Annotated in this window: 22 protein-coding genes; 15 read left to right on the top strand and 7 right to left on the bottom strand. The window is 65.0% G+C overall.

What is annotated here, in order from left to right; all coding sequences use genetic code 11:
- The first annotated feature begins 7 nt into the window (after positions 1 to 7).
- The 6 genes from AC52Q4_RS00315 to AC52Q4_RS00290 all read left to right on the top strand — a co-directional run bounded on the left by AC52Q4_RS00315 (position 8) and on the right by AC52Q4_RS00290 (position 6,081).
- Positions 8 to 1,006: a hypothetical protein gene (locus tag AC52Q4_RS00315; RefSeq protein WP_495534798.1), complete on the top strand. Its 999-nt coding sequence runs from the start codon at positions 8 to 10 to the stop codon at positions 1,004 to 1,006.
- A 15-nt stretch (positions 1,007 to 1,021) separates the two neighbouring features.
- On the top strand, positions 1,022 to 1,825 hold the full coding sequence (locus AC52Q4_RS00310) for a hypothetical protein (protein ID WP_495534797.1): 804 nt from the start codon (positions 1,022 to 1,024) through the stop codon (positions 1,823 to 1,825).
- Positions 1,826 to 1,864: 39 nt separating this feature from the next.
- Complete coding sequence (locus AC52Q4_RS00305) at positions 1,865 to 2,647, top strand: Dyp-type peroxidase (RefSeq protein WP_495534796.1); 783 nt, start codon at positions 1,865 to 1,867, stop codon at positions 2,645 to 2,647.
- 52 nt (positions 2,648 to 2,699) lie between these two features.
- Complete coding sequence (locus AC52Q4_RS00300; protein WP_495534795.1) at positions 2,700 to 4,064, top strand: cytochrome P450; 1,365 nt, start codon at positions 2,700 to 2,702, stop codon at positions 4,062 to 4,064.
- Complete coding sequence (locus tag AC52Q4_RS00295) at positions 4,054 to 4,893, top strand: glutathione S-transferase C-terminal domain-containing protein (RefSeq protein WP_495534794.1); 840 nt, start codon at positions 4,054 to 4,056, stop codon at positions 4,891 to 4,893. Before AC52Q4_RS00300 ends, AC52Q4_RS00295 begins: the two co-directional genes overlap by 11 nt.
- A 405-nt stretch (positions 4,894 to 5,298) precedes the next feature.
- Positions 5,299 to 6,081 (top strand): hypothetical protein, encoded by a 783-nt coding sequence (locus AC52Q4_RS00290; protein WP_495534793.1) that lies wholly within the window; start codon positions 5,299 to 5,301, stop codon positions 6,079 to 6,081.
- Between the two features lie 170 nt (positions 6,082 to 6,251).
- Here the strand turns inward: AC52Q4_RS00290 and AC52Q4_RS00285 are convergent, their stop codons facing one another.
- Both AC52Q4_RS00285 and AC52Q4_RS00280 read right to left on the bottom strand, forming a co-directional pair.
- Positions 6,252 to 6,968 (bottom strand): response regulator, encoded by a 717-nt coding sequence (locus AC52Q4_RS00285; RefSeq protein WP_495534792.1) that lies wholly within the window; start codon positions 6,966 to 6,968, stop codon positions 6,252 to 6,254.
- 37 nt (positions 6,969 to 7,005) lie between these two features.
- A complete protein-coding gene (locus tag AC52Q4_RS00280; RefSeq protein WP_495534791.1) occupies positions 7,006 to 10,761 on the bottom strand; it encodes a chemotaxis protein CheB in 3,756 nt (1,251 codons plus the stop codon).
- A 986-nt stretch (positions 10,762 to 11,747) separates the two neighbouring features.
- Between AC52Q4_RS00280 and AC52Q4_RS00275 the strand changes: the two genes are divergently transcribed.
- Positions 11,748 to 13,826: a PAS domain-containing sensor histidine kinase gene (locus tag AC52Q4_RS00275; protein ID WP_495534790.1), complete on the top strand. Its 2,079-nt coding sequence runs from the start codon at positions 11,748 to 11,750 to the stop codon at positions 13,824 to 13,826.
- 233 nt (positions 13,827 to 14,059) lie between these two features.
- On the opposite strand, the gene AC52Q4_RS00270 is transcribed toward AC52Q4_RS00275, so the two are convergent.
- Positions 14,060 to 14,305, bottom strand: a complete 246-nt coding sequence (locus tag AC52Q4_RS00270) for a hypothetical protein (RefSeq protein ID WP_495534789.1) — start codon at positions 14,303 to 14,305, stop codon at positions 14,060 to 14,062.
- Positions 14,306 to 14,661: 356 nt separating this feature from the next.
- On the opposite strand from AC52Q4_RS00270, the gene AC52Q4_RS00265 reads away from it, so the two are divergent.
- The 4 genes from AC52Q4_RS00265 (at position 14,662) to AC52Q4_RS00250 (ending at position 18,288) form a co-directional block, all read left to right on the top strand.
- Positions 14,662 to 15,387, top strand: coding sequence for a hypothetical protein (locus tag AC52Q4_RS00265; protein WP_495534788.1), 726 nt, complete (start codon positions 14,662 to 14,664; stop codon positions 15,385 to 15,387).
- A complete protein-coding gene (locus tag AC52Q4_RS00260; protein ID WP_495534787.1) occupies positions 15,384 to 16,088 on the top strand; it encodes a LamG-like jellyroll fold domain-containing protein in 705 nt (234 codons plus the stop codon). The genes AC52Q4_RS00265 and AC52Q4_RS00260 overlap by 4 nt, the downstream gene beginning before the upstream one ends.
- Positions 16,089 to 16,290: 202 nt before the next feature.
- Positions 16,291 to 17,328, top strand: coding sequence for a L,D-transpeptidase family protein (locus AC52Q4_RS00255; RefSeq protein WP_495534786.1), 1,038 nt, complete (start codon positions 16,291 to 16,293; stop codon positions 17,326 to 17,328).
- A gap of 87 nt (positions 17,329 to 17,415) precedes the next feature.
- Entirely contained in the window at positions 17,416 to 18,288 is an 873-nt protein-coding gene (locus AC52Q4_RS00250) for a DMT family transporter (protein ID WP_495534785.1), read from the top strand.
- Between the two features lie 114 nt (positions 18,289 to 18,402).
- Here AC52Q4_RS00250 and AC52Q4_RS00245 read toward each other — a convergent pair whose 3' ends face one another.
- The 4 genes from AC52Q4_RS00245 to paaN all read right to left on the bottom strand — a co-directional run bounded on the left by AC52Q4_RS00245 (position 18,403) and on the right by paaN (position 22,471).
- Positions 18,403 to 18,621: a TOBE domain-containing protein gene (locus AC52Q4_RS00245; protein ID WP_495534784.1), complete on the bottom strand. Its 219-nt coding sequence runs from the start codon at positions 18,619 to 18,621 to the stop codon at positions 18,403 to 18,405.
- Positions 18,608 to 19,492: a molybdate ABC transporter substrate-binding protein gene (modA, locus tag AC52Q4_RS00240; protein WP_495534783.1), complete on the bottom strand. Its 885-nt coding sequence runs from the start codon at positions 19,490 to 19,492 to the stop codon at positions 18,608 to 18,610. The genes AC52Q4_RS00245 and modA overlap by 14 nt, the downstream gene beginning before the upstream one ends.
- Before the next feature lie 491 nt (positions 19,493 to 19,983).
- Entirely contained in the window at positions 19,984 to 20,763 is a 780-nt protein-coding gene (locus tag AC52Q4_RS00235) for an enoyl-CoA hydratase (RefSeq protein WP_495534782.1), read from the bottom strand.
- A gap of 40 nt (positions 20,764 to 20,803) precedes the next feature.
- Positions 20,804 to 22,471 carry a phenylacetic acid degradation protein PaaN gene (paaN, locus tag AC52Q4_RS00230; protein WP_495534781.1) on the bottom strand — a complete coding sequence of 556 codons (1,668 nt, stop codon included), beginning with the start codon at positions 22,469 to 22,471 and terminating at the stop codon, positions 20,804 to 20,806.
- Positions 22,472 to 22,801: 330 nt separating this feature from the next.
- On the opposite strand from paaN, the gene paaG reads away from it, so the two are divergent.
- Genes paaG through pcaF form a run of 4 tightly spaced genes read left to right on the top strand, consistent with a single transcriptional unit; the run spans position 22,802 to position 26,771 of the window.
- Positions 22,802 to 23,593 carry a 2-(1,2-epoxy-1,2-dihydrophenyl)acetyl-CoA isomerase PaaG gene (gene paaG, locus AC52Q4_RS00225; RefSeq protein WP_495534780.1) on the top strand — a complete coding sequence of 264 codons (792 nt, stop codon included), beginning with the start codon at positions 22,802 to 22,804 and terminating at the stop codon, positions 23,591 to 23,593.
- 1 nt (position 23,594) lies between these two features.
- Positions 23,595 to 25,112 carry a 3-hydroxyacyl-CoA dehydrogenase PaaH gene (gene paaH / locus AC52Q4_RS00220; protein WP_495534779.1) on the top strand — a complete coding sequence of 506 codons (1,518 nt, stop codon included), beginning with the start codon at positions 23,595 to 23,597 and terminating at the stop codon, positions 25,110 to 25,112.
- A complete protein-coding gene (paaI, locus tag AC52Q4_RS00215; protein WP_495534778.1) occupies positions 25,105 to 25,569 on the top strand; it encodes a hydroxyphenylacetyl-CoA thioesterase PaaI in 465 nt (154 codons plus the stop codon). The genes paaH and paaI overlap by 8 nt, the downstream gene beginning before the upstream one ends.
- Positions 25,566 to 26,771 carry a 3-oxoadipyl-CoA thiolase gene (pcaF, locus tag AC52Q4_RS00210; RefSeq protein ID WP_495534777.1) on the top strand — a complete coding sequence of 402 codons (1,206 nt, stop codon included), beginning with the start codon at positions 25,566 to 25,568 and terminating at the stop codon, positions 26,769 to 26,771. The genes paaI and pcaF overlap by 4 nt, the downstream gene beginning before the upstream one ends.
- Positions 26,772 to 26,783: the final 12 nt, after the last annotated feature.

The raw sequence follows: 26,783 nt of genomic DNA, 5'->3' as shown, positions 1-26,783 counted from the left end.
GGGCACCATGCCGAATTTCGACGGCGGACATTACTTTCTCACGGTGCTGGCCCCTGTTAGCCAGCAAACCTTCAGTCAGGGCGATCACCCGCCCCAAGCGTGTGTGCAGGCACTGCGCGAGACGTTGGCCTGCCTGCCCACGGCCCGCCAATCCCCCGCGAGTGAGGCGGGCAGCCTGAACAGCCCCTTCGCGCGCAATCGCCGCACGCACTTCGCCCGCTTCGTGGTGCTGGAGGATGTTGTCGACAACGGACGCGATCCGACCAACACCCTCGTCACGGCCGTCACCAACACCAACCTGGGGATCGCGCAACCCGTCGACCATCTGAGCACGCCGTATCTGCTGTTCGCGGCCGACATCGACGCCGCCAGCGGCGATGCGGCGGAGCTGCGCAGTTATCTGACGGAATTATGGGCCGACATGGAAGCGGAGCTGCGCGCGATCTTTCGTTACTGCATCGGCTTCGAGTCAGTGAACGATGCCCGCGGTTTCGCCGACTACATCATGCGCTGCCAGATCGAGACCACGATGCCGTTCAACGACTACTGGGTCGGTGTGCCGCCGCTGCAGGACATCAACCGCACGGCGTTGCTCGCCCCCATCGCGATTCCCGGCGGCATGGCGCTGCTCTGCGGCGCGTTCTGGCTGCTCGGCAATTTCGGCCTGGACGTGGGGGATGCCCTGGTTTCCCTGTTCGGCGCCACCGCCGGCTGGCCCTGGGGCTGGATCTCTGTAGGCTGGGCCGCGTTGACCGCGGTGCTCGGCTATGGAGTCTACCGCTTCATCCTGCATCGCGGCAGCCAACCGCTGCCAACCGCTCCCGATTCGGATCTGCCCTCTGTGCTGAAGGCGCTGTACCTGCAGCAGCAGCTCACACGCTTCGCCATCGAGCAGCAAGGCGCGGACGCCGCGTCTTTGTACGACGCCTTCGGAGAATTCCTGGCACGACACCGGCCTCACGATCTCGAGCACCCGACCCAGACGCCCGGCGTCATTCGCTCATAACAAGAGGGCACGGCAATGAGCAGAGCACTGAACCTGGCGGATATCCAGGGCAATATCATTCGGGCGTATGGGGGCTACGGTTATCCGATCGCCCGCTATTTTTGTCTGCATATACGCAACCACGTCGCCGGCCGCGCCTTCGTTGATGCCGTACGCCGGGAGGTGACCACCGCCGAGCGCTGGCAACGCGGCGCCCGTGACTATAGTGGCAGCGATGCGGTGCCGCGACCGGAGGTCACCGTCAATATCGGGTTCACCTTCCGCGGTCTGCTGAACCTGGGCCTGCCGACCCGTACCCTGCGCCTCATGCCGGATGAGTACATCGACGGCATGGCAAAGCGGGCCGATATCCTCGGCGACGTCGAGGCCAGTGGCATCCCCCGTTGGGACAGCGTCTGGCGGGATTCAGCGGGTGCTGACAGTGCCAGTAATGGCGAGCGGGCAGTGCATATCTGGATCTCGCTGAATGCCCAGGCGGATGAAAACGGTGAGCCGCTCCCGGCGCTGGAAGAGAAAACGCAATGGATCCGCGATCTGTGCAAGACATCCATGGGCGGCGTCGAGCTGCTCGCCGGACACGGCCCCCAGCAAGCCGATTTTCAGGCGGCCAAGGCTCTGATGGTACGACGCAACGGCCGCATGGTGGCGAGCGGCAAAGAGCACTTCGGGTTCAGCGACGGTATCGGCAATCCGGTTTTCCAGGGTCAGTACGAGGCGCCCATCGAGGCGCAGCGCGTAGTCGGTCGCGGCAAGCTGATGCCGGACCTGGCCTGGGCGCCGCTGGCGCCCGGGGAGTACAACCTCGGCCCCGCCGATTAATCCCAGCAAAACCCCCCGGCGCCCCCGCCGGCGGACTTCATGCGCAACGGCACCTTCATGGTCTATCGCAAGCTCCATCAAAACACCGCCAGCTTTCACGACTATATCGATGAGGTGGCGCAGAGCTACGCCAAAGCCATGGGCGTCGGCCGGGAGGAGGCGGCGGAGACGGTGCTCGCGAAGATGGCGGGCCGTTGGTCGGATGGCGTACCGCTGATGGCCGCGCCGACCTATGCCGAATGGCAAGCGTTCAACGAGCGCTGGGCGCCAGGCGACCCACAAGCCGCGGCGGAACGCGCGCGCGCGCTCGCTGATTTCAAGTACGCCGACGATCCGGACGGGCTGCGCTGCCCGATCACCGCCCATATCCGCCGCGTCAATACGCGGGATATGCTCGATCCCGCCCTTGCCACCGGCGAGACGGCCAAGCGTAACGGCTCGGCGCTCAACAAGCGCCGGCGGATCCTGCGCCGCGGTCTGCCCTACGGGCGCTTCGACTCACAGGCGAATGCCGACGAGGACGAGCACGGGATCATCTTCATGGCGGTATGCGCCAGTATTTTCCGCCAGTTCGAGTTCGTCCAGCAACAATGGGTGCACTATGGGCTGGACTTCAACGCCGGCAATGATACGTGCCCGATCGTCGGCAATCATGACCCGCAGGCGAAATTCGTCATCGCCAGCGATCCCGCGAGCGGCAAGCCGCCATTCATCTGCGAGCGGCTGCCTCAGTTCGTGACCACGCGGGGCGGGGACTATTTCTTCATTCCCAGCATCACGGCTCTGCGCATGATCGCCACCGGCATCGTCGACCCCACCTGATCGCGCAGGCGCCGGCCAGGACGAATCACAAGAAAGGAAAATGCCGACTCCCATGCAATTCATCATCAATGTGCTGCTCAGTATCCGCACCGCGCTCGCGGTTCTCGGCGAGGGCGTCCTCAACATCCTGCAATTGCTTACCCTGGGACTCCACGCCCTCGCCACGGGCACGGGCGGGGTCAAGGCCCGGCTCGCCGCCCCGCTCGCCTCCCCCGGCGGGCAGCGCGCCGTGTTCAGCGTGCTGCGGGCGTTCATCCCCAATCTGCTGCTGCGCCGGGCGTTCGTCACCGCCTATCCCAACACCGCCACCGCCGTCGTGAGCCGGTTTGAGGACGTACACGAGGTGCTCAACCGGGAGAGCGATTTCGAGGTGGTGTACGGCCCGAAGATGCGCCGGATCACCGCGGGAGAGAATTTCTTTCTCGGCATGCAGGACAGTGCCCGCTATACGCGCGACGTCTCCAATATGCGTCTGGCGGCCCGTCGCGACGACGTCCCTCGGCTGATCACGCCGTTTGTCGAGAGGGAGGCCGCCGCGGTCGTCCAACGCGCCGGCGGCAGCCTCGACGTCCCCGAGCAGCTCACTTTGCCTCTCGCCGCCCGGCTTGTCGGGCACTATTTCGGTACACCCGGCCCCTCGGAGCGGACGCTGATCGACTGGACCACGATCATGTTCTGGTACCTGTTCATCGACCTCCGGGACGACCCCGAGGTGATCGCAGGCGCCGAGCGGGCGGCGGGCGAGTGCCGGGACTATCTGGATCAGGCCATCGCCGAGCGCAAGCGCACGCCCACGGCCGGCGATGACGTGCTCAACCGCTGCTTGGCGATGCAGGCCGCGGGCCTGCCCGGAATGGACGATCTGGCGATCCGCAACAATCTGATCGGTCTTATCATCGGCGCTGTGCCAACGCTCTCCCGAGCCGCCGTTCAGGCGCTCGATCAACTGCTGCAGCGGCCCGAAGCGCTCGCCCAGGCGCAGCAGGCGGCGTGTGCGGAGGACGACGACGCGCTCGGGCGCTGCCTCAACGAGGCGCTGCGCTTCAATCCGCTCAACCCCGTGATCTACCGACGCGCGGTCCGTGATACCGAGATCGCCCGCAGCAGCCTGCGCCGCCGGCCGATTCCGAAGGGCACTTTGGTCTTCGCCGCCAACCTGTCAGCCATGTTCGATCGCCGCGAGGTCTCGAACCCCGGCACGTTTCGCACGGACCGACCCCGATCCCACTACATCCTCTGGGGGTTCGGCTTGCATACCTGCTTTGGCGCCCACATCAATCAGGCGGTCATTCCGGCCATGCTCAAGGCGCTGCTGAAACACCCCAAGCTACGGCGTGCCGATGGCGCGGCGGGCCGAATCGATACGGGCGATACACCGTTTCCACAACATCTGAGGGTATGCTTTGATGCCGAGTAATTCCCGGACCGCTCGCCGGCCAGGCGACGAGAGCAGCGAGCCGTTCCTGGTAACGCTGCTGCCGAGTACCGACTGCGAATTGGGTCGCTGGCTGCTGCAGCATTACGGAGTGAATTATCGGGAGCACCCGCATGCACCCGTGTTTCACGCCCTTGCCTTGAAATGGTACGGCTACGGCGCCGACGACTATCCGTTGCTCGTCACCGCAGCCGAGTCCATACCAACTGTTGATAAAATGCTCCCCTATCTGGATTCCAGGGCTCCGGCGGCACGGCGGCTACTGCCCGAGCGGACGGAGCTGCGCGAGCAGGTCATCAATGCCGGCCACGAATACCGCTTCGGTATGGGCGTGGGCGTGGTGGATTGGGCCTATTACCATCTACTGCCGCACCGGCGCCTCACCCACGCCGCATTCACAAGCGGTGTACCCTGGTTCGAAAAGCTTTTGGTGCCGATCGCTTATCCGCTGATCCGGGGGCTCATGTCGCGCGCCCTGCAACTGAGCCCCGCCAAGGCCGAGCAAGGCCTCGCGGCCGTATACGCCGGGTTCGATCGCATCGACGCCCGGCTCGCCGACGGCCGGGAGTTTCTTTACGGTGAGCATTTGAGCTATGCGGACATCGCCTTCGCCGCCGCGGCGGCACCCATGGTGCTCGCCAGCGGCTATGAGGGTCATTTACCCACCTTCGAGGCGCTTACCCCGCCCATGCGCAAGGTAATCAGCGCGCTGCGCGAGCGGCCCGCCGGCGCCTTCGTCCAGCGGATGTACGCTCGCCACCGCCTCGGTGCTCAGCAAGGAGCCACAGCCGAGCAGTATTCGCCCGCCTAGCGCCGAGCGCGCGCAAACCGCGTCGCGCACCCGCACGCCACGCCCGACGGCCGCCTTCCTGCGCAACCGCACTCCGCCCGTGCGGAGTGCGGGCGCTCGCCTTGCGCGTACCGCCGCGCTTGTTAAAAATGTTTACAGATCGCCAACACATTGAGCATCGAGTGACGCAGAAGACATTTTTAATACCGATAATTCAATCCGATACACACTTAGGCATCTATTTTGCTTATAAGTTGGCAAGGACAACGCACAATGAAATGACCGAAAACGTTGTGCCGTACCGACAGATGCACACAGTGCCTCGAGACCTCAAACAACCGAATAAAGATAATGGGACAAAACTAACGAAGCAGGCCTGGGGCAAAGACGCATTGGAAATGCAGTAAAGTCTGAGAGAGGGAAGTCATGCTCAGGATCGCGAAGATACTTGCATTATCAGGGGGTTTGCTGTCGGCCGCCGTGACTCAGGCGGCCGTCGTTGACCTGACCGACGGCAGCTGGTCCCGTCACGACAACAGCACGAGTGCCACACAGACATTCGGCGCCAACCACGTCACGTTATCAGCGGGCGGAACGCACCGATTGCGCTTCACCGGCTACGATGGCGGGCGCGACGCGGCATGCGGCTCGCTGGCCTGCGCCAACGACGGCGTCGGCATCAACGACGACGAAGTCACCTTCGGCTCGGAGCGGCTTACCGCCCGCTTCTCCAGCGCCGTTACATTGAACCGCGTGCACTTCCTCGATCTGTTCGGGGCGGGGCCCGGCGGTGATCCCATGGCGGAAGGCGTCGGGATGCTGATCGAGTACGCGGGCGGCAGCACCGAATCGCTCAGCGCCATGGGGACGGACCGGAATGGCGCCGGTTATCTCGACTTCGCCATTGGCCTTTCCAACATCATGAGCATCAGCTTCTTCACGGATGCGGACAGCGGCCCCTCCAACTCGGACTTCGCACTGGCGGGGCTGGATCTGGACTGGACGGACGGGCGTACCGACGAGTACGGTCAAGACGGGTCCGGAGACGAGAGTTCATGGCTCAACGATGCGCGTGGACCGGCCAACCTGATCGTCACGGCCGCGCAAAACGTGCCGGCCCCGACGCTGCCTTGGCTGATGCTGCTCGGGCTGCTCCTGATCGTGCTGACCGGCCCGCGCGCGAGCGCGGAGCCAGTGCCCGCCCCCTAGCCCGCGAAATCATTGCATCGGCAAGCCGTCTACGGCATTCGGCGGCGGGCACTACCGAAGGGAAGTGCCCGCCGCCATCGCTTAATCGCCCCGCCCAAGGCAACTTCGAACGAGATGACAACCGCCGCCCCGATGAACGGCGTGACCGTCGCCTCGGCTTACGCGGGCATTCATTGATTCTGCAGCACCCATAGGGTCGCTTGGTGGGTAAGCTCGGCACTGCTTCCAAGGGTTAGCTTCGTCTTCAGACGCTCACGATAGGTCTCGACCGTCGTCATCGCCACGTTGAGCTCGCAGGCGATCTGTCTCGTGCCATACCCCAACCCGATCAAACGAAAGACCTCCAGCTCTCGATCGGAGAGCGACTCGAGCGCATCCTCGCCTCCCGCCTTCAACAAACCCGCCTTGCGGTGCAAAAGGCGTTGCGTCATTTCCTCGCTCAAGTAAACGCAGCCGTCACACACCGTACGCACCGCTCGCAAAATTTCCCCGGGCGAGGCCTGTTTGGAAAGATAACCACGCGCTCCGGCCTCCAGGGCGCGCAGCGCATAAAGCCGGTCATCGTACATGGATACCACCAGAATCAAGGTCGTCGGCGCGATGCGCTTGATTCGCTTGACCAGCTCGATGCCACTCGCCGAGCCGAGCGAGATGTCCACGGTCACCAGAGTGGCGCAGGTGGTACGTATCTGCTCGAGCGCTCCGCCCACATCGGCCGCCTCGCCGCAGACTTGCAGATTCGGCTCACCTAGAAGCAGCTCCCTCAAGCCATCGCGGAAAAGCGGATGATCGTCGACGATGAGCACGCGAACCGGCGAGGCCGCCGCCGCAGGGCTCCCTGCCTGATTGCTGTTGCTGCGCTTGACCACGACTCGGAACCCACGCAATAAGTATCTGTTTGGACCCCTCGCCAAGCACCCGCGTTCAGTTCCGGAGGTAACAGGTCACCGTGGTTCCTTCGTCGTCACCGGATTCGATGGTAAGGCTCGCACCGATCAGCTCCGCCCGATAGCGCATCATGCGGATTCCGATACCCGCTAGGTTAGTCCCCGACAAGCCGATGCCGTCATCTTGCACAGAGAGTACCTTGCCGTCGGCTTTGCTCAGGCACACCGTGACTTGCCGGGCTTGGGCATACTTGACCGCGTTGTGGACGGCCTCAAAGGCGATGCGATAAAGATGCGTGGCGGTGAAGCTGTCCGTAATTTCGACCGGTTGGCTACATTCGAAGGTGCAGCGCAGCCCGTACATCGTCTGGGTGCGCTCGGTTAGTCCCTCGAGGGCGCCCATCAGCCCGGCGGGCTCGACCGCCACGGGCATCACTCCGTTGATGAGCGCGCGGCTCTGGCGCTTGGCCTCCTCGAGGGCCTCCTTGAGCCGCTGCGCCTTCTCCGCCTGCGGCAGCCCGCTCGCCCTCAAGCTCTCGGTCAGCCCCGCCGCGAGCAAGGCAGTACCGGAGATCTGCTGACTGAGCCCGTCGTGAATCTCCTGGCCGAGGCGGCGCTGCTCCCAATCCGAGATCTCGGCGATCTCCTTTTCCAGGCGCTTGCGCGCCATGAGATGGCCGAGCTGGATGCCGATGTTCGGCATGATATGGAGGAAGCGTTTCTCTTCGGCGAGCGCCTCATCCGAGTAGAACGCCAAAACGGCGAGGACCGCGCCCGCCGCGGTGACCGGGCAGGCGATTACCGTGCGCAGGCCGGTTTCGCTGAGCGCGCCGTGACGGGGCTTCGAGTCCTTGTCGAAGTCTTCGGCCCACTGCGGCTGCCCGCTACTCAGCACACGGCCGAGCACCCCGTCGGCGGGACCGAAGCGCTGCGCGGCGAGGCGACGCTGCAAATCCTCGAGACGCGCGCGTAGTGCCGGCGGCGCGTTTTCGCGCACCACTGAACGGCCCGAGTAGACCAGATCGCCGCTGTCGTCATCGGCAAGTTGATAAAGCTCGCCCATGAGCCAGCGATTGGTCTCGCAGATCGCGTTGAGCGCCCGATGCAGCCCATCCTCGACGGATTCCGCCTCGTTGGCGGCCACGGTCACGCGCTGCAGGAGGCTCAGCTGCTCGGTACGATCTCTCACCTGCACTTCGAGCGTTTGATTCAGCTGCCGCAGCCGCTGTTCGCTGCGATGCAACGCGTCCTCAGCGCGCTTGCGCCGGGTAATGTCGACCAGGGTAATCACTACACCGTCGATGCGCTCCTCCTGGGCGCGATAGGGGACGACACGGCGCAAATAGACGCCGCCATCGACCGTGCTCACCTCCTTTTCGCTCGGCACCAGCCGGTCGAGCACTTCTCTCGCGTCCTCGAGCAGATCCTCGCCGGTGAAATTGTGGGAGAAATCCGTCAGCGGCCGGTCGATGTCGGATACGACCAGATTCATCAAACGCGTCGTGACGGGCGTGAACCACTTGATGCGCATGGCACGGTCGAGACAAAGAGTAGGGATGTCGGTGCTCGTGATCAGGTTGTTCAGATCGTTGTTCTTCTGCTCCAGCTCCTCGACTTTGATTGCCAGTTGATTGTTGAGCGTATTGAGCTCTTCGTTGAGCGATTGCAGCTCCTCCTTGCTGGTCTCGAGCTCCTCGTTGGTGCTTTGCAGCTCCTCGCTGACCGACATGACCTCTTCGTTGGAAGCCTTGAACTCCTCGTTGGAGGTCTCCAGCTGATCGATCGACGATTGCAGGTCTTCCTTAGTGTTCGCGAGCTCGTCTTCCAGATGACGAATGATGTCCTCGCCGTCGACTTCGCTCGCCTCCTGTCGCTCCGCACCGCGGGAGGCCTGCTTGTCTTCCTGACGTGAGCCGCCCTCACGGTTGCTCGCCTCATCGAAGATCACCAGGGCGAGCACTTCCTCGCTCGGCGGGTCACGCACCGGCCGGGCGGTGACCCGAACGGTTTGGAAGCGACCGTCGCGATTCACGCGCGCCTCGGCGACAATGGTCTCGCCTTCGCTCAACGCCTTTTGCACCACCCCGCGCACCTTCGTGCGCAGCCCCGGTCGCGCCTTGGCGAGCAGATCCTGGGTGGCCGCGCCGGGCGTGTGAGTCAGAAAGGCATCGGTATCGCCGCAGAAATAGACGATCTGCCACTGCTTGTCGACCAGCACCGCACGCGGCGCCAACCAGTCGAGCAGCCGCTGCTGCGCCACGTGGGCGAGGCGCACCTCGCGGCGCTGGGGTAGGGATGACGGCGTCTTTTCGATCTCGGCCCGCGGCCGCTCGCTCGCGGCCGGCAACGCCACGTTCTGCGAGCGTACCCCGCCGACCCGCCGATAAATCCGCCACTTGCGAGTCACCGGCTGGAACAGCCCCGTCTCCCGGCCGACCGTCTCCGAACTGCCGAGGAACAAATACCCGTCTTCGCGGAGCGCAAAATGAAACAGTCCCAGAATTTTCTGCTGGACCTCCGGGCGAAGATAAATCAGCAGGTTTCGACAGCAAATCAGATCGAGCCGGGAAAAGGGCGGGTCAGCGATCAGATTCTGCTCGGCAAAGATGACCGACTCGCGCAGTGCCTTGCTCACCTGGTAATAGCCATGCCGCGAATGGGGCTCGAAAAATCGCTTCAGACGCTCCGGCGCCACGTCCCCCACGATAACCTGCGGATAGAGCCCGCGCCGGGCACGCTCCAGGGCATTCTTGTCGATGTCGGAGGCGAACACCTGCACCGTGCAGTGCTTGCCGGCCCGGCTCATGTGCTCGAGCAGCAACATGGCGAGCGAATACGGCTCCTCCCCCGTGGCGCAGCCGGGCACCCAGGCGCGCAGCGTGGTGTCGGCGGCCTTGGCCTCGAGCAACGGCGCGATGACGAGTTCCTCCAGCGCCTGCCACGCCGGTGGGTCGCGGAAAAAATCGGTGACGCTGATCAGCAGGTCCTTTGCGAGAGCGTCGAGTTCCCTTGGGTGCTCACGCAAGTAGTCGCGATACTCGGCCAGCTCGCTGATACTGTGCAGCCCCATCCGTCGGCGGGTACGGCGCAGCAGCGTGCCTTCCTTGTAGCAGCGGAAGTCCTGCCGGGTGTGCGAGCGCAGCAGTCCGAGTACTGCCCTGAGCTCGGTGCTGGTCTTTTCAGGGGAGGTAGTCGATTTCTCATCGGCAACGGCGGCGTGTTGCGCATAGTGCACCAACGCCTCCGGAATGCGCTCGACCGGCAGGCTGAAATCCACCAGTCCCGTGCCGAGCGCGCTCTCGGGCATGCCCGCATATTCCGCGCTGCCCGGCTCTTGCACGATCACCAGCCCGCCCTCGGCCTTGATCGCCTTGAGACCCAAGGTGCCGTCGGCGCCGGTGCCGGAGAGGATGATCGCCACGGCTCGCTCGCGAGCGTTCTCGGCCAGCGAGCGGAGAAAGAAGTCGATCGGAACGCGCCTCCCGCGGGGATGGCCGGGCTCACTCAGATGCAGCATGCCATCGGCCAGGCTCAAGTATTTGTTCGGCGGAATGACATAGATGCAGTTGGGCGTGACCCGCGGCTCGTCCTCGACTTGAGTGATCCTCAGATCGGTGTGCTTGGCGAGAAGCTCGGCGGTGAAGCTCGATTTGGTCGGATCCAGGTGCTGGATGATTACGAACGCCATCCCCGGCTGAGCGGGCATGTTGGCGAAGAGCTTCTGCAAGGCGTTCAGCCCGCCGGCCGACGCCCCGACGCCCACGATCGGAAAACCCCGCTCGGAGTGCGTCATCGCCTCCGACCGCCCGGCACTACCGGAGCCTTGCGTGTCCTTCTTTGCCGAACCGCTCGCTCGCCGCCTCGTGTGCGTCTTTTTCCTGGTGATGACAGCCTCCCGAGCAAATGCTTCCTTGCGCTTTTCAGGGATGAAACGTGTTCGGTCGATACCGTTTATGTGGTGGAAATGACCACATAAGGTTCCTGACCTGCACGACCGACACACTGTAAGACATCAAATAGCATAACTTATCGGCGCGAAACGCAGCGATCGGGACGGTCTGGGGCACTCGATCTCCCGGGTGACAAGGCTGCGCAGATCCGTCTCCCGGGGCAGGACTTGCGAATAGTCTGGTCAGCTACGAGGCTAAGCAGCGATGTCGTAGAGGCCAGCACGCGCAGCACACGGATTCCGATCATTGCGTAGCGACAGTCGCCGAAGGCACGCAACGGGCTTGATCCTGGTCAATGCAGCCGCCGCTGCACGCGTTATGAATAGTTGTATGGTCGAAATCCTGGTGGAGCCGATGACGTTAGCTAACAGAGCCCGTCTGCGGAAGGGTGGTGATCTCGGGGCGATAAGGTTCAAGGCAAGAGCCTGATCCACACTGGTGCCGCAAGCGGTTGCGTCAATCTCAACCGCGCGAGCGCGGAGGAGGAATGGCCGGATCGTGCATGTGGGACCCGTACGGGCGAGCGTCATCCTCGGGTCACCGTGGCATTGGGTGGGTGAACTCGCTCGCGTGAGGGGGCTTGAGGAAACGCGTGTCAGGCCGGCCGATGCGGGCAGCGCGGCGACTTCACCAAGCCACGTAAACGATCAGTAAAACAGGTGGGAGCGGGGTGGCTTGCCGAGCAGGCAGGCCAAGCGGATCGCGGCCGGCGAGTCCCCAGGGACGTCTTTATGGCGTGTCTTGGCAAGCCACCCCGCTCCCTCTTGTCACTACAACCCGTCCGCTGAATCCATGCCCTCGTTGGGTCGACAACGGAGCCTCCTTGCCGATGGACATTCAGGCCCTGGAACGATTCGCCGCCGCATTCCCTGAACCGGTCCTATTAGTCGCAAGCGATGGCCGCGTCCAGGGCGCCAATGCCGCCGCGCACAAAGCCTATAGGCTGCCGCGGCCCTGGGCGGCGGGGCTTTCCTTGACCGGTTTGACCCAAAACTCCCCGGCGCAGCTCAGCCGTTATCTACACCGCTGCGCGCGCGCTCGCCGGCCCCTGCCCGCCAGGCTGCACTTAAACGCACCGGCGGACAAGCCGCTCCTGGTCGCCGGCTCGGTCATCGTCCCCGCAACGGCGCGGGAGCCGGCACTCATCGCCCTGCGCGCCGCGGGCGCGGTCCGTTCGGAGCCCCTTCGTGCCGGGCGTTCGGTGCACGGTGGCGACGACAACCCCGTCACCGCCAGCCAGCGATCCCGAGAGGGGCTCATCAGCCAGCCCGAATGGCTGCAGGCGACGCTGGAGAGCATCGGCGATGCCGTCATCGTCACGAATGCGCAAGGCCGGGTCGCGTTCCTGAATCCGACCGCCGAACACCTGACCGGCTGGCGGCAGTGCGAGGCGGTGAACCGCCACGTCGACGCGACCTTTCGCCTGGTCCGCGAGGAGACCGGCGAGGTGCTCGAAAACCTCTGCCACCAGGCCATTCGCAGCGTCCAGTCCATTACGACGCTGCCCGGGCAGACCGCGCTGATCGACCGAGACGACCGGGTGCGCCCGGTCCACGGCCGTGCCGTGGCGATCCGCGACACAAACGCCGGCGTGACCGGCGTCGTGCTGGTGTTCCGCGACATAACCGAACGCCGCCGCTCCGAGCAGCAGTTAACCGCCTTGAACAAGATGCTAGAGCGCCGTCTTCACGCGCGGACCACCGAGGTCGAGCGGCGCGGCGCCGATCTGAGCGCGAGCGAACAGCGCCTGACGCTCGCTCTGGAGGCGAGCAAGGCGGGCTACTACGAGCACAGCGTATCGCTCGAGCGCGGCTACGTCTCCGAGCGCTGGGCCGCGTTGCTGGGTTATCAGCTCAATGAACTCCCGCCGCTGCCCGGGCTGCTGCCGTGGTGGGAGAGCTGCCTGCATGAGCGGGATCGCTCGCGGGTGACCCGGGCGTATCGGAATTTCCTGCGCCGCCGGGATGCTCGCCTCGATATCGAGTACCGCATTCGCCATCGCAGCGAGCATTGGCGCTGGCAGCGACTGACCTGCCGCCTCGTGCAACGCGGACCGGGCGCGCAGGCAAGCGTGGTCGCCGGTGTGGTGTTCGATATAACGGCGCAGAAGCGCTCCGCCCGCCGGGCGCACAAACTGCGGCGCGCATTGGTGCGACGTGCCGCGCAGCGCCAGGCGCTGGCGAGCGAGCTCAGTCAGACGGAGCAAAGCGAGCGCCGCCGCGTGGCGCAGCTTCTGCATGATCACATGCAGCAGAGTCTGGTTGCCGCCGATTGTAAGATCGCGGTCCTGCTCGATCGGGAGGACGCCTCACCCTTGCACCGGGATCTGGTCACGCTCAAGCGCCTGGTCCAGGAACTCGTCGGGGTATCGAGCTCGTTGACGCTCGAGCTCAATCCACCCGCGCTCGAGCAGGGCCGCTTGACCGCCGCTCAGCAAGCGCTCGGCGGCCCGCTCAAAGAGCGCTACGGTGTGCAGGTCGTGGTGGAAAGCACGCTTGGCATGAAGGAGAATCACGAGGGGGGAATCAGCGATCCCCTCCGCGTGCTCCTATTCCAGGCCGCCCGTGAGCTGCTGTTCAACATCGTCAAACACGCCCAGGTGGATCGGGCTTACCTTCGCCTGCGCCGGCAGGCGAACGGCGTCGAGCTTGAGGTGGTGGATTGCGGCGTGGGTATGATGCGTATCGCGGATGGTGACGAGCGGCGCGATGGTCTCGGCCTCTTCGGCCTGCGCCAGCGGGTCGAAGCCCACGGCGGCCGCCTCGAAGTCGACGGCGCGGCCGGGTTGGGCACGCGGATTCGCCTCAGGGTGCCGCTTTTCCCCGCGCCGCTCACCGCTCCCGAAGCCGCCCCGGCGCCTGCGGCGAGCGCACAAAGGGTTGATCAAGCCAACGAAGATGCCCTGTAACACCCAGGCAAGGTGTCGAGCCACTAAAAGAGAACGTTAGCGGCCTGGACAAAGCCCCCGGCGAAGCGCACCGTGGCGAAGGGCTAACCACCGCCACGGCGGGCAAACCCGGCGGGCTGCGGGAGCGCCGCGCCTGCCCTGAACCCACCGCCCGTGCACATCGAACCTCCCGAACCGCCGGCACCCACACCCAGCGCGGCACGTCTTGCGACGGCCGAATGCAGACCCTGGCGCTAGCGGCCACCATGACCCTCGCCGGTCGGGATGACATCTGGCTGCTCGGCCTGCTCCATGCGGCACTGCAGAGCCGCTTCCATAGCGACGCTCCAATGCCGTGGAGTGATCCGCCACTTCTTGCAGGCCTCCGGGTCGGCGTCATCGGGGCTGTGCGGCTGTTGCAGCTCTTCCAGCGTTTTATTCTCGTAGCAATCCACGGCAAAGCTTTTGGTCTGTCCGGTGAGCTCTTCTATCGGATTCATGGGCGCTCCTTTACGCTATGGACCAGTTGCCAGTAATAATAGTAGAGAGGGTGTTCGCGGAAAACCAGGCAAAAGGACATGCTGTGCTCGAACAAATTCAGTTAAGAAAACTCTGTTTACATTGTTCCCTTGCCATTCTGGTAAAAAACAAAACCCCATAAACTCAATACAATGGATATTGCTCCCGGCTCAGTGGCCGGGGCAGGCCATGCCGGGGTGACGCCTGGATCAGTCCATCCTTGGGGGCTTACCATGGCGGCTGGAATCGGCCCGCGTGCGGCGTTTACGCCCTTGAGGTCACCCAAGTCCAGTCCTCCAAACGCGAGCGGCTGGGCGACGCAGATGAGGCATAAGTTATGAGCGAAGAGACGGGCCCCGCGGCCGACGCCACCCGGATCAGCGATTTCGACGAGGATCCGAAAACCACCCGGGGCCATTTCTGGGGTTATCGGGGGGGCATACTGCGCAATATGACCACGATCACCATGGTCGCGCCCGGCTCGCTGGAGATCTACCCGTCGGCGACCAATTACGTCGAAGTCAATCGCGACGGCCGGGTGGTGGTCAATAAGGGCGGCTTCACCGACGGGCACATCCCGCTGCGCAAGATCACGACCGATGCCACCGGTATCACGGATTCACGCGACCAGCGCGCTTTTTTGGTGCTTTCCCTCGACGATTTCAAGTGCGACGGCAGCATCCCCATGACCGGCGATCTGCGCATGCAGCGCAACGCCATAAAGGCTTACGCCGAGACGTTGGCAAAGCCGAAGATCTTCGGCGGCGCATTGAAGATCATTCTCTCCGTCGGCAACGTATTCGCCGTCACGCTGACCGCCGACGTCAAGAACGTCACCTTCGAGAGCGCTCCCGCTGCCGACAAGGCCGGATCGTTCACCCTCATTCTCACCCAGGATGAAACCGGTGGCCGCAGCATCAGCTGGCCGAAGGGCGTTAAATGGCCCAACGGCACCGCGCCGAGCATCAGCAGTGCACCGAATGCCGATACCGTGCTGACTTTTATCACGACCGACGGCGGCTCGACCTGGCGCGGCTTTCTGGCCGGGAAGGACTTCGCATGATTCCTCATCGAACGATGATGGCCGCCGCCCGGCCCGGCTACCGTGAACTTGTGCTGAGCGATGAGCCCTACGCCTACTATCGCCTGAAGCACACCACGGGCGATATCGCGGCCGACGAGACACCGGCGCAGCGTGACGCCGCCTGCCGGGGTGCCGTGCAGCTCGCTGAGCCGGGCCTCGGCGCCGGATCCGCGGCGGCGGTGCGATTCGGCGCTGCCGGGGCCTATTTGGACGTGCCGTTTGCCCTCGATCCCGGGGAGGCGAGCGTGACCTGCGAGCTGTGGATTCTCACGCCGGCCACGTTGCCGCGCACCGGATGCCAGACGCTGCTTGCCCAACGCGACGGCCCCGGCGTGGGGCGAAGCTGGCTCTACATCGACGATGGCAATCACGACGGGCTCGGTGCGGACAGTCTCAACACCAGCCTTGGTAAGGCGCCGAGCGCGACCGGCGTCGTCATTGCCGCCGCGACGCGCTACCACTTGGTTTTGGAGCTCACGGCGCAGACCTGGCAGCTCTACGTCAACGGCGAGCCCTCGCAGCGTGGCGAGCTGAGTCCGCAGCCCGCCGGTACTTTCGTGCTAGGCATCGACAAGTCCCTGAGCGAGAATCCGTTTCAAGGCGTTCTTGATGAAATCGCCTTTTACGCCGAAACGCTTGGCGCCGCCCGCATCAAGGCTCATTATGAGGCTGGCGCTTGAGGACGGCCCGAAGACACGCTTTCGGGCCCTGAACAATGTCGTGGACCGAGGAGGGGGACCGGGCGCGCGACTCGACGCTCGAGCAGCGCGGAGCAGGCCGATCGCCCACGGCAGGGGATTCGACACGCGCAGTAAAAAACCAGAAACAAGGCAAGCTGCCTGAATGATGCGGTCAGCGCTGTCTTCATGTGATCACGTTTAAATGAGCTTGAAGTTCAGGGACGACATCAGCATGGACCGCCGTCGCCTCCTGCGCCGGTTGGCGGGGCTGGCCGGCACCTTGCTGGTCGGCGCTTTGCACCCCGCGATCGTGCTCGGCGAATCACGACGAAGCGGGGGCTCGAAAGCGCGTGCCGATCGCGATTTCTCTACCTATGAGCTACCCGCCGATGGCAGCCGCCTCATTGGCCATAGCCATGGGGTGAGCGCCTGCGCGCATGATACCCTGCTCGATATCGCCCGCCATTTCGATCTGGGCTACTGGGACGTCGTGCTGGCGAACCCGGGAGTCGATATCTGGATGCCCGGCGCCGGAGCGCGGGCCCTGGTACCCAGGCGCTACATTCTCCCCGACGCCCCGCGCGACGGCATTGTGATTAACGTCCCGGAGCTGCGGCTGTACTACTATCCGCCGGCCGCCAAGGGCGCGGCACGCCAGGTCGTAACGCATCCGGTCGGCCTCGGGCGCCAGGACTGGGGCACGCCGCTCGGTCATGCCTCGGTCGTCGACAAAATCGTCGATCCCGCCTGGTATCCGCCGGCGTCCATTCGCGCCGAGCATGCCGCTGCGGGTACCGAGCTGCCCGGCATCGTGCCGCCCGGCCCGGAAAACCCGCTCGGCCAATATGCGCTGCTCCTCGACATCCCGGGTTATCTGATCCACGGCACCAACAAACCCTACGGCGTAGGCATGCGGGTATCACACGGCTGCGTGAGGCTCTACCCCGAAGACATCGCGAGCCTCTTCGGCCAGGTCACGCGCAAGACCGCCGTGCACATCGTCGACCAGCCTTACAAGCTCGCTTGGCACCAGGGCGAACTGCTGCTCGAAGTGCAGCCCCTGCCGGGCGCGGACGACTTCACGCGCCTGAGCCGCGAGCGCCACCTGGCGATGCTCTCGCAGTTACGCCATGAAGCGAACCACATGGCCCTCGCCGCCGGTTACACGATCGACCGCCGCGAATTCGACTGGATGTTGAGCCGCTTTTCCGGTATTCCCGAGCCCGTGCCCCTGATATGAGACGGCAGCGGGCCCGGCTTCTCCGCCGTTGGCTTCGCAGCCGAGGCCCGGCGGCGGAAAGGCCCCTGCATCCGCCGTGCCGCGACTATGTCCTGGCTGCCGCTCGCCCTGCTTAGCGCGTTCAGCCTGGCATCGGCGGACGCCTGCTCGAAAAAATTCCTGGCGAGCTATACCGCCGGCGAAATGGTGCTCACGCGGTTCGCTTATTCAGCCGCGCTATTGGCGCCCTTGCTTTATCTCAACCCCCTGCCGCCGGTGCCACCGGCGTTTTGGGGCTGGATGGCTGTGGCGTTGCCGCTGGAAATCCTCGCCATGCGGCTCTATATGCGCGCGATCCGTGACACGCCGCTATCCCTCACTTTGCCTTACTTGGCATTCACGCCGGTGTTCACGGCGGTAACGGGCTATCTGCTGCTGGACGAACGGCTCTCGATACAGGGCTGGATCGGCATTCTCGCAGTCGTCGGCGGCGCTTATCTGCTCAATCTGGAGGCCACCGAAAGCGCCGGCTGGCGCGCCGCATTGAAGCCTTTGCAGGCCATCCTGCATAACCGAGGTTCGCGAAGAATGCTCTCGGCGGCGATCGTCTACAGCCTGACCTCGGTGATCGGGAAGATCGAGCTGCAGTATGCGAGCGCCCTGAGTTTCGCCGCTGTCTACTTCGTCGGGCTCGGTATGCTGAGCTTGGCCCTGTTCGCGCTCTCCGCGCCCCGGGCGCTGTCCGTGCTCGGGCGCAGGCCGGCGATACACCTGCTCATCGGCGCTCTGTTCACCGCCATGATCATTACGCATTTCATGGCGCTCGAGCGTGTCGCGACCGCCTATATGATCTCCGTCAAACGCACCAGCATCCTCTTCGGGGTCATGTTCGGGGTCGTACTCTTCGGTGAGAAAAACCTGCTCGGACGCCTGGCCGCCGCCGCAATCATGGTAAGCGGTGTCGCGTTGATCGTGCTTTAGCGGCAAGCTCGGTGCGCGGCGAGCACGAACGGCTTTTCAGGCCCATGTTGCGATCGGTCCCGAGCTCTGACGATCGCCGTTGGACATTGCCTGGCGCAACGGCTTTTGTGCCGGTCAATCAATGGCCACCATGACATTGGAAGCCTTGATGATGGCGTAGCATTCCTTGCCCGGCGTCAGACCGAGCGTATCGGCCGATTGCTTGGAGATGACGGAGACCACCCGATCACCCCCCGGCAACTCGATGATGACCTCCGTGTTGACCGCGCCGACGTTGACCTCGATTACTTTGCCTTTCAGGGCGTTCCGAGCGCTTATGTTAATGCGCATCATGAGACTCCATTGGCTTCGGTGAACGGTGCGTACGCTGCCTGTCCGCGCCCGGCGCGATGACAGCGGCGCGGTGTAGCGCGGCGGTACGCGCCGGTATCCGGTAGCCGTAGGCTTCGATGAGCTCGCGCCCCGCCGGGGTGCGCATGAAGCGCAGAAAGGCGCGCGGCGCCGGCGCGTCACGCAGCAGGAGCGCTTGCTGCTCGATGGGAGCGTGGCGATCGGCCGGCACAACCCAATAGCTGCCGACCACGTCGCGGCCCGGCTGCTTGATCTGGGAAAGCGCCACGAAACCAAGCGTCACGGCGCCGCTCGCGATCATCTGATGCGTCTGGCCGATATTCTGTCCCATGACCACTCGCCCCGCCTCTCGCAGGGCCGCCCAGCGCTCGAATGCCTGTAACGTCTGTTTCGCCGCACGGCCGTAGGGCGCCAGCTCGGGATTGGCCAGCGCGATGTGTTCGAAATCGCCCTCGCGTAGCACATTGCCGTCGTGAAGCGCATAGCCCGGCTGCGCGCTCCACAGCGCCAACCTGCCGCGAGCGTAGGTGAATCGGCTGCCCGGAACACCTGCCCCCTCCGCCTCCAGGCGCCGCGGACGCTCGCGGTCGGCGGCCAGAAAAGCATCGAACGGCGCACCGTGGCGGATCTGGGCATAGAGCACGCCCGTCGATGCGAAGGCCAGCTTGACGTCGTTGCCCGTCTCGCGCTCGAAGGCGGCGGCAAGCGCCTCGGCGCTCGCGCGGAAGTTGGCGGCGACGGCAAGCTTCACCGTAGCAGCGGAAGCCGCCCCCTGCGCGAGCAAAATCATGCCGATCATGGCAAGCACCGCCGCTGCCCGACGGCTCAGCAAGCGGCGGACAAATACCCTCATCTCGATCTCCCCTTGCCGAAAACCACCACCGCGTGGACGTTGGGCTTCCACGGCGAGGCGGCATGGATGCGGACGATCGTTATGTTTAATTCTGCATAACGAAAAGTCAAGCACACGCCTTCATCCCCGGTCGCCGCGGCATGGCCACGCACGAAAAGCGGCCCTTCTGGCGCAACGTGAATGGCCCAGACAGGGCCGTTGGAGAATTGCCACCGGCCGTAGGGGGCGGTCGTCGCAAGCGAGCGAAACGGCGGCGCGGCGCGTCGTATGCACGGCGGCCTTGCCGTGATCCGAGAGACTGTCGCCGAGGATCAAAAGATGGCCGAGCGGACTCGACCAAACGGGCGCAGCATAAAACAACACAACCGAGAGCTGCGGGCCACGAGGAAAACGTCAAATCACGACACCGTCCCTGGGGTTACCGAAGCCAGCGTCGTGACTGCCGGCGCTCGACATCACAGTATTGAAATCGGGCCGACAATGCATTTTCTTCAACGGTGCCTGAATTGCGGCGCACGCTTGTCCACGAAGGCCGCCATGCCCTCCTTGCGGTCCTCGGTCGCGAAGGTGGACTGGAAGAGCCGACGCTCCAATCGCAGCCCCGCCTGCAGGCCGGTCTCGAAGGCCTGGTTGACGGCTTCCTTGATCATCATCGTCACGGGCAGCGAATGCGCCGCGATGGCGGCCGCCGTCCGCAAAGCCTCGTTCAGCAGCTCGGCGGCCGGAACCACACGCGCCACCAGCCCGGCGCGCTCGGCCTCCGCGGCGTCCATCAGCCGCCCGGTCAGGCACAACTCCATCGCCTTCGCCTTGCCCACGGCGCGCGTGAGCCGCTGCGTGCCGCCGGCCCCCGGCATGGTGCCAATGGTGATCTCCGGCTGCCCGAAGCGGGCGCTATCGGCGGCGATGATCAGATCACAGGCCATCGCCAGCTCACAGCCACCGCCGAGCGCATAGCCGGCGACCGCGGCGATGATCGGTTTGCGTGCTTGCAGCGCTGCGCTCCACCCCGCGGCGCTGGGGAAGTCATGGCGAAATACGCCGAAGAAATCCTGCGCCTGCAGCTCCTTGATGTCGGCACCGGCGGCAAACGCCCGGTCGCTGCCGGTGATGACGAGACAACCGATGCCATCGTCGGCGTCGAGATCAATGACGGCCGCGCCGAGCTCATCCATGAGTTCGTCGCACAACGCATTCAGCGCCTCCGGCCGATTCAAGGTAAGGATCGCGACCCGATCGCGAGATTCGATGCGAATGTAGCGATAGCTCATGAGCGTTCCTCGTTACCCCGGCGGCGACTGCGCCGCCCCATCAGGCCGCGTGCCGGCGGCTCTGCACCACACGGAAGCGGTTGGCGACGAAGGCGGTATCGCACAGACAGGCATTCGCCGCCGGATTCGCTCCGGTGGCGTGAAAATCGCTGAAGGCCGACGATTGATTGACGTAGACGCCGGCGGTGAGATTGCAGGACAACGCCACCCCGGCCTCCAACGCCGCGCGCTCGGTACGCTGCAGCACCGCCTCGTCCGTCGCGTAGACCGACCAGGTGATCGCCCCCTGCGCCAGCGCCGTGGCACGCGCCCGTTCGATGCTCTCTTCGGTCGAATCCGTGGCGATGATGAAGGCGATCGGGCCGAACCATTCCCGCTCGTAGCAATCGCGGCGCTCGGCGCCGACTTTGAGCAGTTGCGGGGTGCGCATGCGCGCGTCGGGAAAGCGGGGGTGGCGGTAGGGTTCGGAGGCGAGCACCAGCTCACCGAGCCGCGCCGACTCCGTGATGCGCTGCAGCGTCTCCTCGGAGTGAATGGCCCCGAGCAGCTCGGCGCCCCGCTCGCCGTCGGCAAGCAACCGCGTGACGCCCTCGCCAATGGCCTCGGCGAGATGATCGTAATCGAGCCAGCCCTGCTCCGTATGGATGCCGCCCCGCGGCACGTAGATATTCTGAGGTGTCGTGCACATCTGCCCCGAATAAAGGCTGAGCGAGAACGCCAGGTTGCGCACCATCCCCTTGAGATCGTCGGTGGAATCGACGATCACCGAATTCACGCCCGCCTTCTCCGCGTAGAGCTGCGCCTGGTGGCAATGTTCCTCGAGCCAGCCGCCGAACGACGAGCTCCCCGTATAGTCGATCAGGCGGATCTCCGGGCGCCGCGCCAGCTCCTTGGTGCGTGGCGCCTCCCGGCTGTCCGCCACGAGCGCGACGAGCCAGGGATCGAACCCGGCTTCCTCGAGCACTTCCTGGGCAATCTGCACGGTAATCGCCAACGGCAGCACAGTGGCCGGATGCGGCTTGACCACAACCGGGTTGCCCGTTACCAGACTGGCGAACAACCCGGGGTAACCGTTCCAAGTCGGAAAAGTGGAAACGCCGATCAGCAAGGCCAGCCCCCGCGGCACCACATGATAGGTTTTGTCCAGGCGAAGCGGATCGTGCTTTCCCTGAGGCTTTACCCAGCGGCTGTGGGGCGGAATCCGGCTCATCGCCTCGTAGGCATAGGCAATGGCCTCCAGCCCGCGATCCTGAGCGTGGGTCCCCCCGGCTTGGAAGGCCATGACGAAACCCTGGCCGGTGGTATGCATGACCGCGTGCGCCATCTCGAAGCTGTGCCGATTGAGCCGCTCCAGGATCTCCAGGCACACGCCCGCCCGCACCTCGGGACCGGCATCCCGCCAGGCCGGTAAAGCCGCTTGCATGGCCGGGAGGAGCTCATCGAGATCGCTCGCGGGGTAACGTACGCCGAGGGCGAAGCCATACGGTGAAACCTCCTCGCCGAGCTCGCCCGCGCTGCACGGCTGCCGCAGCGCGAAGGGCTTGTGCAATCGGTTCTCAAAGGCGGCCTGACCGGTGGCGGCCGCCTCCTCACCATAGATCCTGCCGCTCGGGACCTCGGGATAGGGGCTCCAGTAGTCGCGACGGCGAGTCATTTCAATGGCCTGCTCCAGGGTAGCGCGATGCTTAGCGAAGAATTCCTGGCTCATGACGCCTCCTCAGACTGGCCCACCGTCCGCTCGGAGATTCCGCTCCTGCTTGCAATACTGATACGTATTTTCGTTGTGTCAATTGATTTTTGTATCTTGTTTGACGCTGTCGCTGGTGATGCCATTTACGGCCTGTCAGGCTTCCCTCAGCGCTTCCTCTCCCGCTCCGGCGCTGCGCAGACGGCTCAGCAGATGACAAGCTGATACGCTTCTATAATCGCGGAAGAGCCTAACGGTAAAACCGGCATCGCCTATGGTCCTTGCCAGCGCAACGGCCTCGCGCCGGTCGCGACCGCCCTACAAGAAAATACCGCCAGGAACGCTGCACTCATGAGCTATCAGACCATCGAACTGACAACCACCCGCGGTGTGGCAACGCTGACGCTCAACCGGCCCGAGCGTCTGAACAGCTTCAACGCGCAAATGCACACCGAGCTGCGTGACGCCCTTGAGCGCATCGAGCCTGATCCGAAGGTGCGCTGCCTCCTTATCACCGGGCGCGGACGCGCCTTCTGCGCGGGCCAGGATCTCGACGAGCGCGCGATCGCGCCGGACGCTCACGCCCCCGACCTCGGTGAATCGCTGGAGCGAAGCTACAATCCGCTCGTCCGGCGGTTGCGCTCGCTGCCCCGCCCGGTTGTCTGCGCCGTCAACGGCGTTGCCGCCGGCGCCGGCGCCAACCTGGCGCTCGCCTGCGATCTCGTCCTCGCGGCAACCTCGGCGAGCTTCATTCAGGCTTTCTGCAAACTTGGCCTGGTGCCGGACACGGGCGGCACCTGGCATCTGCCGCGCCTGGTCGGTCCCGCCCGTGCCATGGGCCTGGCGCTGCTTGGCGAGCGGCTCACGGCCGCGCAGGCCGCAGATTGGGGAGTCATCTGGAAATGCGTCGATGACGCGCAGCTGATGGAAGAGGCGGATGCGCTCACCCGACATCTCGCCGCGCAACCCACGCAAGGCCTCGCTCTGATCAAGCAGGCACTCAACGCCACCTGGCAGAACACTCTGGAGACGCAGCTCGATCTCGAGCGCGACCTGCAGCGCCTGGCCGGGCGCACGGCGGACTACCGCGAGGGCGTGGCGGCGTTCAAGGCCAGGCGCACCCCGCGTTTCGTGGGGCGCTGATATGGCGGCCTTGCCGACGTCAGCCGTGATCGGCGTGGTCGGGGCCGGCACCATGGGCGCGGGCATCGCGCAGGTCGCCGCCGCAGCCGGGCACCCGGTCCTTTTGTTCGATATTCACCCGGAGGTCCTCGGCACGGGGATCGAGCGCACCCGCACGGGACTCGAACGCCTCGTCGAGCGCGGCAAACTTACCCGAAACGCCATGGACGCGGTGATCCGGCGCATACGCCCCAGCGAGCGCTTGGGCGACCTCGCGCCGGGCGCGCTCATCATTGAGGCGATCGTCGAGGAACTCTCGAGCAAGCGTCAGCTCCTCGAACGGCTCGAGGCAATCTGCGCCGCACACGCCATCCTGGCGAGCAACACCTCCTCGTTGTCGATCACCGCGCTCGCGGCGAGATTGCAGCGACCGGAACGCGTGGTCGGCATGCATTTCTTCAACCCGGCCCCCGTCCTCAAACTGGTCGAAGTGGTGAGCGGACTGGCCACCGCGCCGGAGGTAGCCGAAATCGTGCAGGCCACGGCGGCGAACTGGGGCAAGCAACCGGTCGCCGCGCGCTCGACGCCCGGGTTCATCGTCAATCGGGTGGCCCGGCCCTACTATGCCGAGGCCCTGCGCCTGCTGGAAGCGGGCAGCGCCGAGGTCGCCACCATCGACGCGGCGCTCAGAGAGGCCGGCGGCTTTCCCATGGGTCCCTTCGAGCTGATGGATCTCATCGGTCAGGACGTCAATTTCGCCGTGTCTCGCTCGCTTTACGAAGCTTATTTCCAGGACCCCCGCTACCGGCCGTCCCTACTGCAACAGGAACTCGTCGATGCCGGCCGGCTCGGGCGCAAGAGCGGTTGCGGCTTCTACGATTACCGGGAGGACACACCGCCTCAGGCGCCGCCCGAGGCGCCGCGCGGTCCCCGCCCGGTGCGCGTGACCGTCCACGGCGAGCTTGGCCCCGCCGAGCCGGTGGCAAGCACTTTGGCCGAGGCGGCCATTCCAGTGAAGCGCAAGACCGGCGCCGGCGTCATCGCTTTGCCGGGGGCGACGCTTACCCTCACCGATGGCCGCAGTGCCTCGCAGCGCGCGGCCGAGGAAGGGGTCGCGGATCTGGTCGTCTTCGACCTCGCGTTGGATTACGCCCACAGTCCACGTGCGATAATTGCCGCCGCCGATCAAGCCCCCGCAACGGCCATCGAGGCCGCCGCCGGACTGTTTCAAACGCTCGGCAAAACGGTTTCGGTGATCGATGACAGCCCGGGGCTCATCATCATGCGAACCGTATGCATGCTCGCCAACGCCGCGGCCGAGGCCGTCGGCCAGGGCGTATGCACGGCCGCCGCCTGCGACGCGGCGCTGCGCAGCGGCCTCAACTACCCGCGCGGCCCGCTCGCCTGGACCGATGGTATCGGAGCCGCGCGCGTGCTCACGGCACTCGATCACCTCGGCGCGTTCTATGGGGAGGAGCGTTACCGTGCGGCCGCACTGCTGCGCCGCAAAGGTTATGGAGGCAGTCGATTCCATGACTGATCCCTCGCGTTACGTATTGCCCGCCCAGCAAGTCGCCGAAGCCTGCGCGGAAACCCTCTGGCAAAGCGATCGCGCCTCGCAAGCGCTCGGCATGGTGCTCGAGGAGATCCGCCCGGGCTATGCCCGGCTGTCCATGCCGGTGCGCGCGGATATGGTCAACGGTCACCGTGACTGCCACGGCGGCTTCATTTTCAGCCTGGCCGACTCCACCTTCGCTTTCGCCTGCAACTCGACTAACCAGCGCTCGGTGGCCGCCGCCGCGAGCATCGATTTCCTCGCTCCGGCCAAGCTTGGCGATGTACTCACCGCAAGCGCTCAAACCCGATTCCGCCAAGGGCGCACGGGAATCTACGACATCCGAGTGGAGAATCAGGCCGGCGAGCTGATCGCGCTGTTCCGCGCCCGCTCGCATCAGCTCAAGGAGCAGTTGATACCGGGGCTGGAGGTGGCGCGATGAGCGAGGCCTATATCGTCGATGCCCTGCGCACTCCCTTCGGCCGCTACGCCGGCGTGCTCGCCTCGGTGCGCACCGACGACCTGGCGAGCCTACCCATCCAGGCGCTTGTGCAGCGTAACGCAACGGTAGACTGGCATGCCCTTGACGATGTGGTGTACGGCTGCGCCAATCAGGCCGGCGAGGATAATCGCAACGTCGCGCGCATGGCGGCGCTGTTGGCCGGTTTGCCGGTCACCGTGCCCGGCATCACCGTCAATCGCCTCTGCGGTTCGGGCATGGACGCGCTCGCCTGCGCCGCTCGCGCGATCCGCTGCGGCGAAGCCGATCTGCTCATCGCCGGAGGCGTGGAATCCATGTCACGGGCGCCATTCGTCATGGCCAAAGCGGAAACTGCCTTTTCGCGCCAGGCGCAGATCCACGACACGACGCTGGGTTGGCGTTTCGTCAACCCCAAGCTGCAGGCACGCTACGGGACCGACTCCATGCCCGAGACAGCGGAGAACATCGCCGAGGCGTTCCAGATCACCCGCGAGGACCAGGATGCCTTCGCGCTGCGCAGCCAGCAGCGCGCGAAAGCCGCCCTGGACTCGGGCCGCCTGGCCGAGGAGATCACGCCGGTCTGCCTTCCCGGCGGCAAGGGACCGCCCGTGCGGGTGACCCACGATGAGCCGCCGCGACCCGATACCACGCTGGTGGGGCTCGCGAGGCTGCCGACACCTTTTAGGACGGAAGGCACGGTCACCGCCGGCAATTCCTCGGGCATCAACGACGGTGCCGGGGCGCTGCTACTGGCCTCCGAGACGGCGCTGGCGCGCTACCGCCTCACGGCGGCGGCGCGGGTCCTCGGCACGGCCGTAGCGGGGATCGAGCCGCGCCTGATGGGACTGGGGCCGGCACCGGCCAGCCGCAAGCTGCTGGCACGCTGCGGCCTGCGCCTGGCGGACATTGAACTCATCGAGCTCAACGAGGCATTCGCGGCGCAGACACTCGCCGTGCTGCGCGAGCTTGGCTTGCCGGACGATGCCGAGCACGTCAATCCCAACGGCGGGGCCATCGCGCTGGGTCATCCGCTCGGCGCAAGCGGCGCCCGGCTGATAGCGAGCGCCACTTATGAGCTGCGGCGCCGTGCTGCACGCTATGCCCTTTGCACGATGTGCATCGGCGTGGGTCAGGGTATCGCCACCCTTATCGAGCGGATTTGAGCGCCGCGGGCG

The organism is Nitrococcus sp. (assembly GCF_059432795.1).
This window is presented reverse-complemented; position numbering and strand designations above follow the sequence as displayed.

Coding starts and splice junctions, on each gene's coding strand:
- AC52Q4_RS00245 (WP_495534784.1), bottom strand. CDS start 18,621: ATGATGCGCATTAACATAAGCGCTCGGAACGCCCTGAAAGGCAAAGTA.
- AC52Q4_RS00280 (WP_495534791.1), bottom strand. CDS start 10,761: ATGACGCACTCCGAGCGGGGTTTTCCGATCGTGGGCGTCGGGGCGTCG.
- AC52Q4_RS00250 (WP_495534785.1), top strand. CDS start 17,416: ATGTCCTGGCTGCCGCTCGCCCTGCTTAGCGCGTTCAGCCTGGCATCG.
- AC52Q4_RS00235 (WP_495534782.1), bottom strand. CDS start 20,763: ATGAGCTATCGCTACATTCGCATCGAATCTCGCGATCGGGTCGCGATC.
- AC52Q4_RS00275 (WP_495534790.1), top strand. CDS start 11,748: ATGGACATTCAGGCCCTGGAACGATTCGCCGCCGCATTCCCTGAACCG.
- modA (WP_495534783.1), bottom strand. CDS start 19,492: ATGAGGGTATTTGTCCGCCGCTTGCTGAGCCGTCGGGCAGCGGCGGTG.
- AC52Q4_RS00290 (WP_495534793.1), top strand. CDS start 5,299: ATGCTCAGGATCGCGAAGATACTTGCATTATCAGGGGGTTTGCTGTCG.
- AC52Q4_RS00295 (WP_495534794.1), top strand. CDS start 4,054: ATGCCGAGTAATTCCCGGACCGCTCGCCGGCCAGGCGACGAGAGCAGC.
- AC52Q4_RS00270 (WP_495534789.1), bottom strand. CDS start 14,305: ATGAATCCGATAGAAGAGCTCACCGGACAGACCAAAAGCTTTGCCGTG.
- AC52Q4_RS00305 (WP_495534796.1), top strand. CDS start 1,865: ATGCGCAACGGCACCTTCATGGTCTATCGCAAGCTCCATCAAAACACC.
- AC52Q4_RS00255 (WP_495534786.1), top strand. CDS start 16,291: ATGAGCTTGAAGTTCAGGGACGACATCAGCATGGACCGCCGTCGCCTC.
- AC52Q4_RS00315 (WP_495534798.1), top strand. CDS start 8: ATGCCGAATTTCGACGGCGGACATTACTTTCTCACGGTGCTGGCCCCT.
- paaN (WP_495534781.1), bottom strand. CDS start 22,471: ATGAGCCAGGAATTCTTCGCTAAGCATCGCGCTACCCTGGAGCAGGCC.
- paaH (WP_495534779.1), top strand. CDS start 23,595: ATGGCGGCCTTGCCGACGTCAGCCGTGATCGGCGTGGTCGGGGCCGGC.
- paaG (WP_495534780.1), top strand. CDS start 22,802: ATGAGCTATCAGACCATCGAACTGACAACCACCCGCGGTGTGGCAACG.
- paaI (WP_495534778.1), top strand. CDS start 25,105: ATGACTGATCCCTCGCGTTACGTATTGCCCGCCCAGCAAGTCGCCGAA.
- AC52Q4_RS00260 (WP_495534787.1), top strand. CDS start 15,384: ATGATTCCTCATCGAACGATGATGGCCGCCGCCCGGCCCGGCTACCGT.
- AC52Q4_RS00265 (WP_495534788.1), top strand. CDS start 14,662: ATGAGCGAAGAGACGGGCCCCGCGGCCGACGCCACCCGGATCAGCGAT.
- AC52Q4_RS00300 (WP_495534795.1), top strand. CDS start 2,700: ATGCAATTCATCATCAATGTGCTGCTCAGTATCCGCACCGCGCTCGCG.
- AC52Q4_RS00310 (WP_495534797.1), top strand. CDS start 1,022: ATGAGCAGAGCACTGAACCTGGCGGATATCCAGGGCAATATCATTCGG.
- pcaF (WP_495534777.1), top strand. CDS start 25,566: ATGAGCGAGGCCTATATCGTCGATGCCCTGCGCACTCCCTTCGGCCGC.